Origin of the sequence: Pseudoalteromonas sp. APC 3694, assembly GCF_030407565.1 — a bacterium.
Lineage (GTDB): Bacteria > Pseudomonadota > Gammaproteobacteria > Enterobacterales > Alteromonadaceae > Pseudoalteromonas > Pseudoalteromonas tetraodonis.
The window spans coordinates 11,905-26,921 of record NZ_JASDDE010000020.1 but is presented as its reverse complement, the minus strand read 5'-3'; the positions used below and the strand labels follow the sequence as shown (position 1 = coordinate 26,921).

Here is a 15,017-nt window from a genome sequence, read left to right as displayed (position 1 = left end):
TTAATACTATTGATTTTTAATCTATTGATGCCATATCTATACCTTAATCATCAATAAGAATCTACTATGCCTACAGACAAGCCTGCTTCAGATAAAGCCGCCTTTAGCGCTTTATTCCCTATATTCAATTTTATTAAGCCTTATAAATGGGTAGTTTTAGGGGCTTTAGTGGCGTTACTGGCCACCGCAGGGGTTAATTTATCGCTAGGCCAAGGCGTTAAGTTTGTGATTGATCATGGCTTTATTGCCGGCTCGCAAGCGCAATTACAACAAGCTGTTTTGGTATTAATTGGCTTGATCAGTTTATTGGCAGTGGGTACATTCAGCCGATTTTATTTAATGTCGTGGATTGGCGAACGAGTCAGTAATGACATTAGAAAAGCTGTATTCAATCGTATTGTTACCTTGCATCCGAGTTATTTTGAAGAAAATCGCAGCGGCGAGCTGATGTCGCGACTCACCACCGACACTACCTTATTACAATCTATTATCGGCTCATCATTTTCTATGGCGCTGCGAAGCGCGCTAATGTTAGTTGGTGGTTTAATTATGCTACTTGTTACTAATTTAAAGCTTACCTTAGTCGTCGTGGCCTGCGTCCCTTTAGTACTGGTGCCTATGTTAGTTTTTGGTAAAAAGGTACGCAAACTAGCAAGCTCCAGCCAAGATGCGATTGCAGATATCAGCACCTACGCGGGTGAGATCATTCAAAACATAAAAGTGGTACAGAGTTATAGCCATGAACAACAAGAGCAATCTGCTTTTGCACTTGAAACCGAAAAAGCCTTTAATGTTGCCAAAAGCCGAATTAAACAACGTTCGTTTTTAATTGCAGCGGTTATTTTTCTTACCTTTAGTGCTATTAGTGCCATGCTCTGGGTAGGCGGTAGTGATGTGCTCGCAGGCACTATGACGGGCGGTGAACTTGGCGCGTTTGTGTTCTATGCCATTATGGTGGCCATGTCGGTAGCGACCGTTGCAGAGGTTTATGGTGAACTACAGCGCGCAGCAGGAGCAGCAGCAAGGTTACTCGAGCTACTTGCGGTTGAAAGTAAAATACAAAAACCCGAAATTCCACAAGATGATCAGTTACATGCAACAACCAGCAACAGTGCAATTTCACTTGAAGGTATTAGTTTTAATTACCCTTCTCGCCCAGATGTAAGCGCATTAAATAATATCAGCTTAAATATTGAAACAGGTAAAACTGTGGCTATTGTTGGCCCTTCCGGTGCGGGTAAAACTACCTTATTTGAACTATTGCAGCGCTTTTACGATCCAGCCAGCGGAGCGATTAAGTTTCATAATATAAATATTAAACAGTTGTCGTTAAACACCTTACGCAACAAAATGGGCATGGTGGCACAAAACCCGATTTTATTTAGCTCTGATGTTATGCATAACATTCGCTATGGCAACCCAAGCGCCAGTGACGAGCAAGTTTATGCGGCCGCCAAACATGCCCATGCTGATGAATTTATAAAACAGTTACCACAAGGCTATAACAGCTTCTTAGGTGAACAAGGTGTAAGGCTATCGGGTGGGCAAAAGCAGCGTATTGTTCTTGCTCGCGCCATTTTAAAAGACCCAGAAATACTGCTACTTGATGAGGCTACCAGCGCGCTTGATGCGCAAAGCGAGCATCATGTTCAGGCCGCACTTGAACACTTAATGCAAAATAGAACAACGCTGATTATTGCCCATAGACTGGCCACGGTAAAACATGCCGATATGATTGTGGTAATGGAAAATGGCGAAATAAAAGCTACAGGCACTCATCAGCAATTAATGGCAAGTAACCCTTTGTATCAAAAACTATGTGAATTACAGTTTAATCTAGATTAATTGCGCTTTAGTAGTTACTTTTTATGAAGCCATTTATTCATTGCGGTATCGTAAGCCTTTGTTAGCTTGGTTTTATCGCACTTTACACCAACGATATAACTCTCTGGCAAGTCCTTTTTGGGCATAACCCCAGCACCAATAGATACCTTTTTAAAACAGCTATCACCTCGTCGGTAAGTGGTAAATTGCATATTTTGCTGCTCGATTTTTAACAGTGGCTTTACCTTACCTGCATGCTCTTTTGGGACTGTGATGCGCTTTTTCTGAGGGTCATTCTTTGCAGTATCAGAATAGCCAGTTTGTTGCTTTAAAATACTGTTGAGTCCTTTGTTTAAATCGATCTTTTTGTAAGGCTTTAAAATTACAGGCTGAGTATTTTTCGTGATGGTATTTAGCGGCTTAGTCGTTTTCTCTGTTTTTTTATAATTAATATTTAGTGGTTTTGATTGGGTTGCATTAATAGGCTCAATAGATTTAATTTCTGTATTTTTATTTGTATGAGCGCGTTGTTGAGGGACTTGTTGTGTTGCTTTAATTTTAGCTGGCACACTTACCATATAAGCTTTAATGGGGATTGATTGTGGCGGCTTTATTTTAGGTGCTTTTAATGAGGCAACAAAAAACAAAACTAATCCATGTAAACATACCGATAAAATAATTGCCGTGCGCCACGCTGCCATAAATATGTCCTTATCGAAGAACTATTTGTGACAGCTAACGCAGGCAAAAGTGCCATTAAAATATACAAAACCACGCATTTGCGCGGTTTTAGCTATTAACCTTGTGTATTAGGCACTATTTGAATTTCGACGCGGCGGTTTTGCGCGCGACCATTCGCGGTATCGTTAGTCGCTATTGGGCGTGATTCGCCATAGCCGCTCGTGCTTACTCGTGCAGCCATAATTTGTTGGTTTACCAAGTAATTTTTTACACTTTGTGCACGCTGCTCTGAAAGAGTCATATTGTAACTATCTTTGCCCGTACTGTCGGTGTGACCTTCAACACTTAAGTAGGTTTTTTCGTATTTATTCATTACACTTGCTATCGCATTTAGAGTGTCATGAAAGCCCGATGAAATATAAGATTGATCAGTCGCAAACGTAATATTAGAGGGCATCACTAAGCGTAAGTTATCGCCTTCACGAACCACTTCAACTCCCGAACCCGCTAACTCATCACGAAAAGCAGCTTCTTGTTTATCCATGTAATCACCTACAGCAGCACCCGCTAGCGCACCAATAGCTGCACCAATAAAAATACGTTTATCTTTGTGGTTACCTGTAGCTTTACCTAAAATACCACCCGCGGCTGCACCTATAGCGGCACCTTTACCTGTGTTATTCATTTCACAGCCAGAAAGTAATACAGCAACGACAGTGACACTTAAAAGTGATTTAGTTAACGTCATGGTGATTTCCTATTCATTTAGAATTTATTATTGCGATTATGCAAATATATGTATGAACCAACAATGAAGAATAACGTATAAGCGTTGATATTGCCTATCAAATAAGGAAGTAGTGATAGCGTTTCATAATAATGTCATACTTGTTTGTGACAATTTTATGATTTATCAAAAGGCGATTGCCACTATGTTAATTGCGATTTTTAGGCAGTTTTTTTTGCTTGGCTGCATGAGTTTTGGCGGCCCTGCCGCCCATTTAGGTTACTTTAAACATCACTTTGTTGATTCGCTGCGCTGGTTAAGTATCAGTCGCTATTCACAGCTAATAAGCCTCAGCCAAGCTCTGCCTGGCCCTGGCTCTAGTCAGGTTAGCTTTGCTATTGGCGTAGAACGTGCTGGTGTTCTCGGTGGTATCGCTGCGTTTATAGGCTTTACCCTGCCTTCGTTTTTGATCATGGTGCTAATTGCAATAAGTGCACATCAGTTTGATGCTGTTTATTTTGCTATTATTGCAGGTTTGAAACTATTTGCCGTGGTTATTGTTGCTGATGCGACCCTTAGTATGGCGAAAAGCTTTTGCACCAGTGCGGTACTTAAACTTCTGGCAATAATGAGTACTTTAGCACTGATTTTATTTCCTATGTTGGGCACTCAAATCGCCATTTTAGTAACCGCTGCCATTATCGGTGCTTTATGGCCTTTACTTAACTTAGCTAAATCTACAGAAAATGTTAGCAGAGAAAAAACCAACATCAATTGGATTGCTCTTGGCTTATTTGCACTACTACTTGCCATCAGCTTTATCCCACTTGGCGAAAACGCTGCGTTATTCGCGCCTTTTTACCAAGCAGGTGCCATGGTATTTGGCGGCGGACATGTTGTGTTGCCAGTACTTCAAGCGGGTGTGCCTACGTTAAGTGATGATCAATTTTTAACGGCTTACGCCAGTGCTCAGGCTATACCTGGACCGATGTTTACTATAGCGACCTACTTAGGCGCGCAGCTAACTACCGAGCAGCCAATGATGGGCGCAATCATAGCTACATTATTGATATTTTTACCCGGTTTTTTACTGATGTTGGCATTTCAAAAAAGCTGGATAAACTTGGCCAGTAATCCTCGCTTTGCAAGCTCAATTGCAGCGCTTAATGCTGCTGTAGTTGGCTTTTTGGCAGCTGCATTGTATTCGCCCATTTGGACTTCTGCCGTAAGCAATGTTTGGCATATTGCATTAGTGATTGCTGCATTTGCATGGCTACGTATGAAAAAGCCACCTATTTGGTGGCTATTATTATTGTTTATTGGTGTTGGCCTTGGACAGCATTATTGGGCACTTTAATGCTGGGCTTACCCGCCATATTCGCCCCGTCAGCTGGGCCTAATTGCCCACTGACACTTTGATAAGCGCGTAGCCCAAACACAGGTAATACGGCCAGTAAATGGTCCATAATTTCAGCTTGTAAGTGCTCGTACGATATCCAACGTTTGTCTTCACTGAAGCAGTAAAATTCAATCGGTAAGCCATGATTAAGCGGTTGTAGTTCACGCACCATAAGTGTGAGCGAGGTATTGATTTTACTGTGTTGTTTTAAGTAACCCTCTGCATAGCGACGAAATAGCCCTAAGTTCGACACCGGATCGGGAAGTGTGCCTAGTCGAATATATTCTTGCAGTGGTATAGCCGCTTCTATTTGCGCTTTAAAGTCATCATCAACTAAAAAGATGCTGTTCATATCAATGTTTAAAGAACGTTTAATACGTCGCCCACCAGATTCTTGCATACCGCGCCAATTTTTAAACGAACCGGCCACCAGCATATAAGTGGGTATAGTCGTTATGGTATTGTCCCAATTACGCACTTTTACGGTATTAAGTCCTAAATCAATTACTTCGCCATCGGCGCCGTAGTTATCTACTTGGATCCAGTCCCCATAGGTCACTAAACGATTAGCGGCAATTTGAATGCTGGCGACAAAACCTAATATGGTGTCTTTAAATACCAATAACGTTACTGCCGCTATGGCACCAAAACCAGAGAGAATATAAGTCGGCGATTTTTCAAGCACAATACTAACAATTAATATTGAACACACAATAAAGGTGATTAGCTTCACTACTTGAATTAGCCCTTGAATAGGCACTTCGCGGGCAAAGTCTAGTTGGTTATAAATAGCGCCAGCAATGCTCACTATGCTACTAATAATAAAACCTATATAAATAATTAATAATGCTTGGCCAATGGTTTTAAGGATCTCTTGAGCAATTGCATTAACCGGATAAACACTATCAAATGTGGCTAAAAAAAGTACACAACATAACAAGCAAGCAATTCGTTTATTCAGCTTAGTTAACATAGGTGTCAATGAACCAATACGCTCAGGAGAGAGTTTAGTCACCACCTTTTGAATACCCGGTAACATTAAGCGACGAGTAAATAAGTAAACAAATAATAATGAAAGAATGCCAATTGATGAGGCGGTGATGGCACTGAGAAAAAAAGCATCGGGGACTTTCTCAAACCAAGGAATAATTAGCTCCTGTAGGTGTGTTTTGCTCATGGTATTTCAATTTCCTTACTGGGTGTTAATTCAGTACTAGCTTGCTGAATATGAATAGCGCTTAATTGCTTATCTTTTACTGTCCATAAGTTATTTAAGTATTGCTGAAATTGGGCCCTGAATGCCTTATCGGTTTGGTAACTGCCAATCATCTGTGTATTTATTGGCATAACCTCAATAGTAATATGAATAGACTCCAACTCGCCTTTTAAAATATTACGACACACATGATCTGACTGACCGCTATACACTAAACTGGTGTTAAGCATAGCGTCAAACTGCTCGTTTAAAACCTCTAAGGCAAAAGCAGTTCCACCAGCCTTAGGCTTTAATAAATGCTGAAAAGGGCTTTGTTGATGCAGGTGCTTTTGCGCAGTAAAACGCGTACCTTCTACAAAGTTAACTATGGTTGTAGGATGATGACGAAAGTTACGGCAACTGCGCTTAGTACGCTCGACATCTAAGCCTTTTAAATTCGGATTTTTAGCCAATTGCGCTTTGGTCACTCGTTTCATAAAGGGCATACCCATCGCCCACGCACCAGTGCCAATAAATGGCACGTATTTAAGCTCATCTTTTAAAAAAAACTTAGGGGCTGGTAATGCATTTAACGAGCTTAATACCGCAATATCAAGCCAGCTAATATGATTACTGATTAGCAAATACCAACTGTTGGCATTCACCTCCCCACTAATATTAACTTTAATATCATTACAGCCTAGCCACAGCCCTAAGCGGTTACCTTTGCACCACCCTTTATACGCACTGTGTAATAATTTACTCACTACAGGTATGGGCAGCACTAATTTAACTAACCCTAGGGTAAGCACTAATGCGCCAAATATTATTAAATTAGCAAATAAAACACAGCCAACAATTAAGCCATTTAACCAATTAGGTAACCATTTTTTTAGCATAACTGTCAGCTCATTTTGTTATTTTTGTTTGAGATTAACCAACGTCTGGTTTTTTTCTTCCCACACGCGATTTAATTCACTTTGAAAGCGTACTCTAAAGTCAGGATCATTAGTGTAATCACCAATTAAGTCGTCACTAACGCCTTTTACTTCAACATGTACATCAATGTGTTTTACTTTACCGGCTGCAAAATCCATAAAGGTAGGAATGCCCTCAGGGTAATGAATAGTGACATTTACCACTTTAGAAATTTGCTCACCCATGGCTTGCATTACAAACGCCACACCACCCGCTTTCGGTTTAAGTAAGTGAGTAAACGGGCTATTTTGACGCGCATGCTTTTGCGCTGTAAACCGCGTCCCTTCAACAAAGTTAACCACACTGACTGGCATTTCTTTAAATTTTTCACAGGCTTTACGAGTGGTTTCTAAATCTTTACCACGCAACTTGGGGTTCTTTTTTAATTGGCTTTTACTAGTGCGGGTCATAAAAGGAAAGTCGAGTGCCCACCAACACAAACCTAAAACAGGCACGTAAATTAACTCTTTTTTCAAAAAGAAGTTTAAAAAAGGTATTTTTCGGTTAAACACCCGCTGTAACACTAAAATATCCACCCAGCTTTGGTGGTTAGCAATGACTAAGTACCAATCTTTTAATTTAAGCTCTTCAAGGCCAATAACATTAAGTTTTGTTGGCGTTAATAACGTTTGATTTAACGTGTTGAAGGTCACCCAAATAGAGGCACATTGCTTGGCCGTCCAGCTCATTAATTTTTGAAGTCCCTTAATTGGGATTAACTTAACGATGCCACAAATAAAAATAGGCACAAACCAAAAAAGAGTGTTTATTGTATAAAAGAAAATACTAAATACACTGCGAATAACTGACATTACTTCTATTCCTTTAAACATCGCGCAGCCACTAAGACCGCGCTTAACTATGCAACTAAATTAATCTTCAAAATAGGTGTAGCCCTCAAGCCCTGCATTGAGCTCGGCTAGGTACCCTTCTTTACAGTGTTCTGATACATCAAGTTTATTAATTTGAGTGGCAAAGTTATCAGCTAATAACTCGCTATCATAATCAACAAATTTTAATACATCCTTAACGCTGTCACCTTTAATGGCATTGGTTAATACATATCCTTGCTCATTAAGCTCAACATGGACTGAGTCGGTATCACCAAATAGGTTATGTAAGTCACCTAAAATCTCTTGGTATGCCCCCACCATAAACATGGCAATATGATACTGCTGACCTTGTGTATATTCAGGGATAGGTAAACTAGTTTCAATACCTGCACCTTCAACGTACTCACGTATTTGCCCGTCAGAATCACAAGTAATGTCTTGGATAATCGCGCGCTGAGTAAGCGGCTGCGTTAGATTTTCGATGGGCATGACCGGAAATAACTGCTGAATACCCCATACATCAGGTAATGACTGAAACAATGAAAAATTCACAAACAGTTTATCGGCTAGCTTTTCGTTTAAATCATCCAGCACTTCGCGATGAGCGCGTGCGTTAACGCTTAACGATGCACGAACTCGGTGTAAAATCGTAAAGTAAAGCTGCTCTATTTTCGCCCACTCTAGCATGCTCACTAAACCATGCACGTATTGATCGTGTGCTTCGCTAAATAAGTGCATAGCATCATGATATATTTCAAGTGCCATACGTGGGTTCAAACGTTGTAAGCATTGCCACATTTCATCTAGCACTAATGCGCTGTTTTCCAATGGCGGTTCTGGGTTTAAATGATTCGGTGCTTTTTCTACATCAATGACATCGGTGATCAACACTGCATGATGAGCCGTTAATGCACGGCCAGATTCTGTAATAATCGCAGGATGCTTTAAGTTATGCTGATCGCACACATCGGCAAATGCATTCACTACATTACGCGCGTATTCTTCGACTGTGTAGTTCATTGAGCAGGCACTACGTGAGCCTGAGCCTTCATAGTCAACGCCAAGCCCGCCACCCACATCAACCGTATTTAGCGGTACACCGTATTGAGTTAATTCAGCAAAATGGCGAGCACATTCGCGCAAGGCACGATGGATATCACGAATATTGGCGATTTGAGAACCAATATGAAAATGCACCATTTGCATTAAATGCAATTTGTTATGTTGCTTAAGTACTTCCACTGCACTGAGTACTTGCCCTGCGGTTAAACCAAACTTACCTTTTTCACCACCGGTATTTTGCCATTTACCTTTGCCAACCGAATTTAAGCGAATACGAATTCCAATAGCCGGGTCAATGCCTAAATTATCAATTTCTTCAAGCAATGTGGTTAGCTCTGAGAGTTTTTCAACCACAATTTTAACGCTGTGTCCCATTGCTTGACCAATACAGGCTAAACGTAAAAACTCACTGTCTTTGTAGCCGTTGCATACAATTGTAATAGGCTCTTTCGCCACCCCTAAAATGGCCATTAGTTCAGGCTTAGAACCGGCTTCAAGTCCCACTAAGCCACTTGGGTGAGCTAATAACTTACTCACAACAGAGCGCTGTTGGTTTACTTTGATAGGATAAACACAGGTGTATTTGCCGTTATATTCGCGGTTAGTGCGCGCTTGAGTGAAGGCATTGGTGAGCGTATCGACACGATTTTTTAAAATATCAGTAAAGCGCACCAGTACGGGCAATGTTAACCCTTGCTGCTTAAATTGCTCAGTAAGCTGACTTAAAGAAATGGCAGGTTTTGTTTGGTCGCCATCAGGATAGGCTATCAACTCACCTTGTGCGTTAATATCAAAATAACCATCGCTCCAATGAGCAACATTGTATGTAGCACGTGCTGTTTCTAAACCCCAAGTCATGGCAACTCTTCTTTATTAAATTAGGTGTAAAAGGGCATTTTAATACGTCACTATCTGCTAAGCTAACAAAAATTGAACTTTCCCCTCTTTATAGCTAACTTTATTCGCTAAAGAGAGTAAAATTTGATTGAGCAATAGGCCAAGCACTGGCAGAATTGCCTCCTTTTTTTCATACTCAACCAAAAGTGTAACAACAACTATGGCAAATTTAGATCAAAGTAAGTGGTTTACTGAAATTAGCGACCGAGATGGCAGCGCATTTTCATTACGTATTAACAAAAAGTTAGATGAAAAACAGTCTCCTTTTCAAAAAGTAGAAATGTTTGAAACCACAGACTTTGGTAATTTAATGATCATTGATGGTTGTACTATGGTAAGTAGCCGTGAAAACTTTTTTTACCACGAAATGATCAGCCACCCAGCATTACTGGCGCATCCAAACCCAAAAAACGTAGTTATTATTGGTGGCGGCGATTGCGGTACATTACGTGAAGTGCTCAAGCACCCAAGTGTAGAAACTGTTACACAAATAGATATTGACGAAGTGGTTACCCAAATGTCGTTAAAGTACTTCCCTGAGTTATGTGAATCAAATAACGACCCACGTGCTACTGTGATGTTTGACGATGGCATTAAATACATGCGCGAAGCAGCTGGTGAGTCTATTGATGTAGTAATTGTTGATGGTACTGATCCGGTAGGCCCAGGTGAAGGTTTATTTAACCATGCGTTTTATACTAGCTGTTTAAACGCACTTCGCCCTGGTGGAATACTGGTACAACAAAGTGAATCGCCATTAATGCATATGCCACTGTTGGTTGAAATGCGCGAAGCTATGCTAAGTGTTGGTTTTAACGATTTACAAACTCTTCCATTCCCACAACCTATTTACCCAAGTGGGTTATGGTCAGTGACGCTAGCTCGCAAATCTGAAGCATTTAATGGCTTTAGAGAAGACGGCGCAGCCATAATTGCTGAGCATAGTGAATACTACAATGGCGGCATTCATCACGGTGCACTCGCAACACCTAATTACATGAAACGCGCTTTTGATAAAAAATAATAAGTTTTAAATACAAAACAGGGCTCGCTAGAGCCTTTTTTTATGTGTTTAATTACATTGAATACGTTTGCAGTCATCTCGTAATAACCCCACCTTCACTTTATGCTCATAGTCTACAATTTGACATAAAGGACACACAATGAGATTACCTTTACTGCTAGTTGCTTTACTTTCAAGCAGCGCTTTTGCAAAAGAAGCCATGCTGGAATCGCCTGATCAAAAAATTAAAATCACCATATCTGATCAATCTTCATCTCCTTACTATTCTATTAGCTTTAATGGTAAACCTGTTATTACGCAGTCACATTTAGGTTTTAGATTTAAAAGCCAAGCGCCATTTGATGAAGGTTTTGTTATTAGTGAAGTAACTCGCTCACAAACCGATAGTCAATGGCAGCAACCTTGGGGAGAGCGTCAAACCGTTGTCGACAAGCACAATGAAATTGCCGTTACCTTTGATAAACCCGCACCCCACGGTGGCACATACACAGTGCGATTTAAAGCCTTTGATAGCGGTGTGGGATTTCGCTATGAAGTCCCTAAACAAGCCGGTTTTGAAAAAACAGAAATTACTAAAGAGCTGACCGAGTTTGCCATCGCCGGTGCCGATAAAGCCACTGCATGGTGGATACCTGCTCGCGGTTGGAATCGTTACGAATATGTCTACAACACCACAGCCTTACAAGATGCTGCACTCGCTCATACCCCTTTTACCTTTAAAAATGGTAACGGTGTACATGTCAGCATTCATGAAGCAGCTCTGGTAGATTATGCAGGGATGGTGCTTAACCAGCGTCGCCCAGGTACGTTTAGTGCCGATTTAACACCGTGGTCTGATGGCATTGCGGTCAAAAAGCACGGTGCATTTAATACACCTTGGCGCACCATTCAAATTGGCGAACGTGCGGTAGACTTAGTTAATTCAGATATTATTTTAAATCTAAATGAGCCAAATAAGCTCGGTGATGTATCGTGGGTTAAACCAGGCAAATACGTAGGTATTTGGTGGGGCATGCACATTAATGAGAATACTTGGGGTAGTGGCGAAAAACACGGTGCTACCACAAAAAATACTAAATACTACATGGACTTTGCCGCAAAATACGGCTTTGATGGTGTATTAGTTGAAGGTTGGAACACCGGTTGGGATGGCGACTGGTTTTTTAATGGCGATGTATTTAGCTTTACCCAAGCATATAATGACTTTGATATTGAGGAGCTTACCCGCTACGGTAAGCAAAAAGGGGTGCAGTTAATTGGACACCATGAAACCTCAGGTAACGTAACAAATTATCGTAATCAAATGGAAGACGCTTTTGCGCTTTACGAGCAATCAAATGTAAGCCAAATTAAAACCGGTTATGTGGCCGATGGTGGCAATATTAAACGCATTGATGAAAACGGCATTGCCCGTTTTGAGTGGCATGACGGCCAATTTATGGTTAATGAGTACTTATACAACGTTAAGCTAGCTGCAAAACATAAAATAAGTATTAATACTCATGAGCCAATAAAAGACACCGGCCTTCGCCGTACTTACCCTAACTGGATTGCCCGTGAAGGCGCCCGCGGCCAAGAATTTAACGCATGGGGCACACCACCAAACCCACCAGAACATATCCCAACGCTTGCGTTTACGCGAATGCTGGCAGGCCCTATGGACTTTACACCGGGTATTTTTGACATGAGTTTTAATGGCTTAGGTGGCGATACAAACCGTCCGCAAACAACACTTGCAAAGCAATTAGCACTTTATGTTGTAATGTACAGCCCAATTCAAATGGCGGCTGATTTACCTAAAAATTATTTAGCTAAGCCCGATGCTTTTCAATTTATTCAAGACGTACCGACCGATTGGCAACAAAGTATTGCGCTTGATGGTGAAGTAGGCGACTTTATTGTATTTGCACGTAAAGAACGTAAACGCGAGCAGTACACTGGTAATGACTGGTACTTAGGCGCTGTTACTGATGAAAACGCCCGCACCATTGAGGTTAAACTCGACTTCTTAGATAAAGATAAACAGTTTGAAGCGCAAATCTACAAAGATGGCGATAAGGCAGAGTGGAAAAACAACCCTTACGATTTAAAAATCGAAAAACGCACTGTTACCGCAAATGATAAACTCACACTAAAATTGGCCACCAGTGGTGGTACAGCCATTCGTTTTAAAGCACTATAAAATGGTTAAAGCTATCCGCATATAACGGCGGATAGCTTTATTTAGTTTTGATTAACCACTTTAACCGGTAAATATATTTGCGCACTTAAACCACCTTCAGGGCGATTAGAGAGCACAACCTTGCCATTATGCATGTCTATAATGCGTTTAATAATAGCTAAGCCTAAACCACTGCCTTCACTGCCTCGTGCAGCGTCACCTTGCTTAAATGGTTCGAACACTGATTCTAATTCACTCTCAGGAATACCTGGACCATTATCGTTAACCGCAATAACCACATATTTTTTATTGCTATTAAAATAACTTTGCACCTCAATATCCCCTTGCGAGTAACGCAGTGCATTTTCAATCATATTCGTCACTACTCGCTTAATAGCCACTGAGCTGATGGGAATATTACCTAGGTTAGGATTGCTTTCAAACGTGATAACACGTTGATGCTTTAATTCACTTTGCACGACTTCGGCTACCAACGCATTGATATCTTCATAGCTTTGTTCTTCACGTTTATGATGGCGTAAATATTCAATAAACTGATCAATAATGCCATTCATATCTTCAATGTCGTAAATAATACCTTCGCGTAAATAATCATCTTCATCAACCATCATTTCTGTGGCTAAGCGTATACGGGTAAGCGGTGTGCGTAAGTCGTGAGAGACACCGGCCATGAGTAATCGACGATCATTTTCAAGGGCGGCAATACCTCGCGACATTTGGTTAAAAGCCCGCGTTACCTCAATAACTTCACTTGAGCCTTGTTCTTGTAACTTAGTACTAAAATCACCAACGCCTACTTTTATTGCCGCTTGTTGCAGTGCTTTTAATGGTCGGTTCAAATGCCTTGCAAATAACCACCCGCCTAATACACTTAAAAAGCCTATACTGGATAAGTAAAAAGTTAAAAATTCAAGATTACTTTCTTTAAATCCGGTTAAGGGGACTTTAACCCAATAGCCCGGTGCTTGCGGGGCTTCCACCCAATAAATAAGTGGATCGGTTTGACTAATGCGTACCCGAGAAAACCCATTCAACTGCTCTGACATACTTCGCGATAGCCCCGAATACTCACGACTTTGCCCTAAGCCATTGCGCATCGCTTCACGCTGAGTCATCACCTCAATACCGGTTATTTCAAAAAACTTTTCTGAAACTTCATCGGTTACTTCAACACCATCTTCCCAGTCAATAAATACAGTTTTAATTTGCTTAGCGAGCATCAAATTAACTTGCTCAATGGTGGGTTTAACAACATATAAACTTACTGTGACGTAGGATACAATTTGGTTAATCAGCAACAAAGCTGCTACTAAAAAAACAGTTTGCCCAAACGCACTACGTGGAAACATCCCCATAATTATTACTTTTCACCATCAGGAACAAACACATAACCTAATCCCCATACAGTTTGAATATAACGCGGGTTAGCCGCATCCACTTCAATCATACGGCGAAGGCGTGACACTTGCACATCTATGCTACGCTCTAGCGCACTGTAGTCGCGACCTCTTGCCAAGTTCATTAATTTATCACGACTTAACGGCTCTCGAGGGTGAGATACCAACGCTTTTAATACGGCAAATTCACCACTTGTGAGCGATACGGTATTATCCCCTTCGCTCATTTCTCGTGTGGCTAAATTTAAAGTAAATTTACCAAACTCAATTAAATTCTCTTCTGCTGAAGGTGCCCCTGGCACTTCTTTTGATTGGCGACGTAAAATGGCTTTTATGCGCGCTAATAGCTCGCGAGGATTAAACGGTTTCGGAATATAATCGTCAGCGCCGAGTTCTAGGCCAATAATGCGGTCTACTTCATCGCCTTTGGCGGTCAGCATAACAATAGGAATTTGGTTTTCTTTTTGCCGTAAACGTCTGCAAATAGAAAGCCCATCTTCGCCGGGCAGCATTAAATCAAGCACCATTAAGTGAAAGTTTTCACGCTCAATAAGCCTATCCATTTGCTGTGAATCGGCGGCTGTTCTAACAATAAATCCTTGCTCTACTAAATAGCGCTCAAGCAAACTGCGCAAACGTTTATCGTCATCAACCACTAATACTTTTACTGTCTCTTGTCCCATAATCTGTTGCTTATTTTTATAATTTATTAATAGTTAATATAAATGAAAAACTTAATAATAAAAAACTAATTAAGTGCTTAGATTGTTACTGAACATTTCAAACCCATTGGTGGCTATTTTATCTCGACAAGCTGC

Annotated in this window: 12 protein-coding genes; 4 read left to right on the top strand and 8 right to left on the bottom strand. The window is 40.9% G+C overall.

What is annotated here, in order from left to right; genetic code table 11:
* The first annotated feature begins 66 nt into the window (after positions 1 to 66).
* Positions 67 to 1,845 (top strand): ABC transporter transmembrane domain-containing protein, encoded by a 1,779-nt coding sequence (locus tag QMA00_RS08920; RefSeq protein ID WP_076922742.1) that lies wholly within the window; start codon positions 67 to 69, stop codon positions 1,843 to 1,845.
* A 14-nt stretch (positions 1,846 to 1,859) separates the two neighbouring features.
* Here QMA00_RS08920 and QMA00_RS08915 read toward each other — a convergent pair whose 3' ends face one another.
* Together QMA00_RS08915 and QMA00_RS08910 are read right to left on the bottom strand one after the other, a co-directional pair.
* On the bottom strand, positions 1,860 to 2,525 hold the full coding sequence (locus tag QMA00_RS08915; RefSeq protein WP_076922743.1) for a hypothetical protein: 666 nt from the start codon (positions 2,523 to 2,525) through the stop codon (positions 1,860 to 1,862).
* Between the two features lie 95 nt (positions 2,526 to 2,620).
* On the bottom strand, positions 2,621 to 3,253 hold the full coding sequence (locus tag QMA00_RS08910; RefSeq protein ID WP_013466091.1) for an OmpA family protein: 633 nt from the start codon (positions 3,251 to 3,253) through the stop codon (positions 2,621 to 2,623).
* A 184-nt stretch (positions 3,254 to 3,437) separates the two neighbouring features.
* Here QMA00_RS08910 and chrA point away from each other — a divergent pair, with 184 nt between their 5' ends.
* The gene (gene chrA / locus QMA00_RS08905; protein WP_076922744.1) at positions 3,438 to 4,589 is read left to right on the top strand and encodes a chromate efflux transporter; all 1,152 of its coding nucleotides are present in this window, start codon (positions 3,438 to 3,440) and stop codon (positions 4,587 to 4,589) included.
* On the opposite strand, the gene QMA00_RS08900 is transcribed toward chrA, so the two are convergent.
* The 4 genes from QMA00_RS08900 to speA are packed head-to-tail and all read right to left on the bottom strand — an operon-like array spanning position 4,549 to position 9,557.
* A complete protein-coding gene (locus QMA00_RS08900) occupies positions 4,549 to 5,808 on the bottom strand; it encodes a mechanosensitive ion channel family protein (protein WP_076922745.1) in 1,260 nt (419 codons plus the stop codon). The genes chrA and QMA00_RS08900 overlap by 41 nt on opposite strands.
* Positions 5,805 to 6,725, bottom strand: coding sequence for an acetyltransferase (locus QMA00_RS08895; protein ID WP_036980492.1), 921 nt, complete (start codon positions 6,723 to 6,725; stop codon positions 5,805 to 5,807). The genes QMA00_RS08900 and QMA00_RS08895 overlap by 4 nt, the downstream gene beginning before the upstream one ends.
* 18 nt (positions 6,726 to 6,743) lie before the next feature.
* Positions 6,744 to 7,616, bottom strand: coding sequence for an acyltransferase (locus QMA00_RS08890; RefSeq protein WP_076922746.1), 873 nt, complete (start codon positions 7,614 to 7,616; stop codon positions 6,744 to 6,746).
* Positions 7,617 to 7,676: 60 nt separating this feature from the next.
* A complete protein-coding gene (gene speA, locus QMA00_RS08885; protein WP_076922747.1) occupies positions 7,677 to 9,557 on the bottom strand; it encodes a biosynthetic arginine decarboxylase in 1,881 nt (626 codons plus the stop codon).
* A 199-nt stretch (positions 9,558 to 9,756) separates the two neighbouring features.
* On the opposite strand from speA, the gene speE reads away from it, so the two are divergent.
* Entirely contained in the window at positions 9,757 to 10,620 is an 864-nt protein-coding gene (speE, locus tag QMA00_RS08880; protein WP_076922748.1) for a polyamine aminopropyltransferase, read from the top strand.
* A 139-nt stretch (positions 10,621 to 10,759) separates the two neighbouring features.
* Positions 10,760 to 12,802, top strand: a complete 2,043-nt coding sequence (locus tag QMA00_RS08875) for a glycoside hydrolase family 97 protein (RefSeq protein ID WP_076922749.1) — start codon at positions 10,760 to 10,762, stop codon at positions 12,800 to 12,802.
* 41 nt (positions 12,803 to 12,843) lie between these two features.
* Here QMA00_RS08875 and envZ read toward each other — a convergent pair whose 3' ends face one another.
* Together envZ and ompR are read right to left on the bottom strand one after the other, a co-directional pair.
* The gene (envZ, locus tag QMA00_RS08870; protein WP_076922750.1) at positions 12,844 to 14,157 is read right to left on the bottom strand and encodes a two-component system sensor histidine kinase EnvZ; all 1,314 of its coding nucleotides are present in this window, start codon (positions 14,155 to 14,157) and stop codon (positions 12,844 to 12,846) included.
* A gap of 5 nt (positions 14,158 to 14,162) precedes the next feature.
* On the bottom strand, positions 14,163 to 14,882 hold the full coding sequence (ompR, locus tag QMA00_RS08865; RefSeq protein WP_016899332.1) for a two-component system response regulator OmpR: 720 nt from the start codon (positions 14,880 to 14,882) through the stop codon (positions 14,163 to 14,165).
* Positions 14,883 to 15,017 lie beyond the last annotated feature (135 nt).

Bases quoted from the DNA above. Each gene is read 5' to 3' on its own strand.
- QMA00_RS08920 (WP_076922742.1), top strand. From the start codon at position 67: ATGCCTACAGACAAGCCTGCTTCAGATAAAGCCGCCTTTAGCGCTTTA.
- QMA00_RS08915 (WP_076922743.1), bottom strand. From the start codon at position 2,525: ATGGCAGCGTGGCGCACGGCAATTATTTTATCGGTATGTTTACATGGA.
- QMA00_RS08910 (WP_013466091.1), bottom strand. From the start codon at position 3,253: ATGACGTTAACTAAATCACTTTTAAGTGTCACTGTCGTTGCTGTATTA.
- chrA (WP_076922744.1), top strand. From the start codon at position 3,438: ATGTTAATTGCGATTTTTAGGCAGTTTTTTTTGCTTGGCTGCATGAGT.
- QMA00_RS08900 (WP_076922745.1), bottom strand. From the start codon at position 5,808: ATGAGCAAAACACACCTACAGGAGCTAATTATTCCTTGGTTTGAGAAA.
- QMA00_RS08895 (WP_036980492.1), bottom strand. From the start codon at position 6,725: ATGCTAAAAAAATGGTTACCTAATTGGTTAAATGGCTTAATTGTTGGC.
- QMA00_RS08890 (WP_076922746.1), bottom strand. From the start codon at position 7,616: ATGTCAGTTATTCGCAGTGTATTTAGTATTTTCTTTTATACAATAAAC.
- speA (WP_076922747.1), bottom strand. From the start codon at position 9,557: ATGACTTGGGGTTTAGAAACAGCACGTGCTACATACAATGTTGCTCAT.
- speE (WP_076922748.1), top strand. From the start codon at position 9,757: ATGGCAAATTTAGATCAAAGTAAGTGGTTTACTGAAATTAGCGACCGA.
- QMA00_RS08875 (WP_076922749.1), top strand. From the start codon at position 10,760: ATGAGATTACCTTTACTGCTAGTTGCTTTACTTTCAAGCAGCGCTTTT.
- envZ (WP_076922750.1), bottom strand. From the start codon at position 14,157: ATGGGGATGTTTCCACGTAGTGCGTTTGGGCAAACTGTTTTTTTAGTA.
- ompR (WP_016899332.1), bottom strand. From the start codon at position 14,882: ATGGGACAAGAGACAGTAAAAGTATTAGTGGTTGATGACGATAAACGT.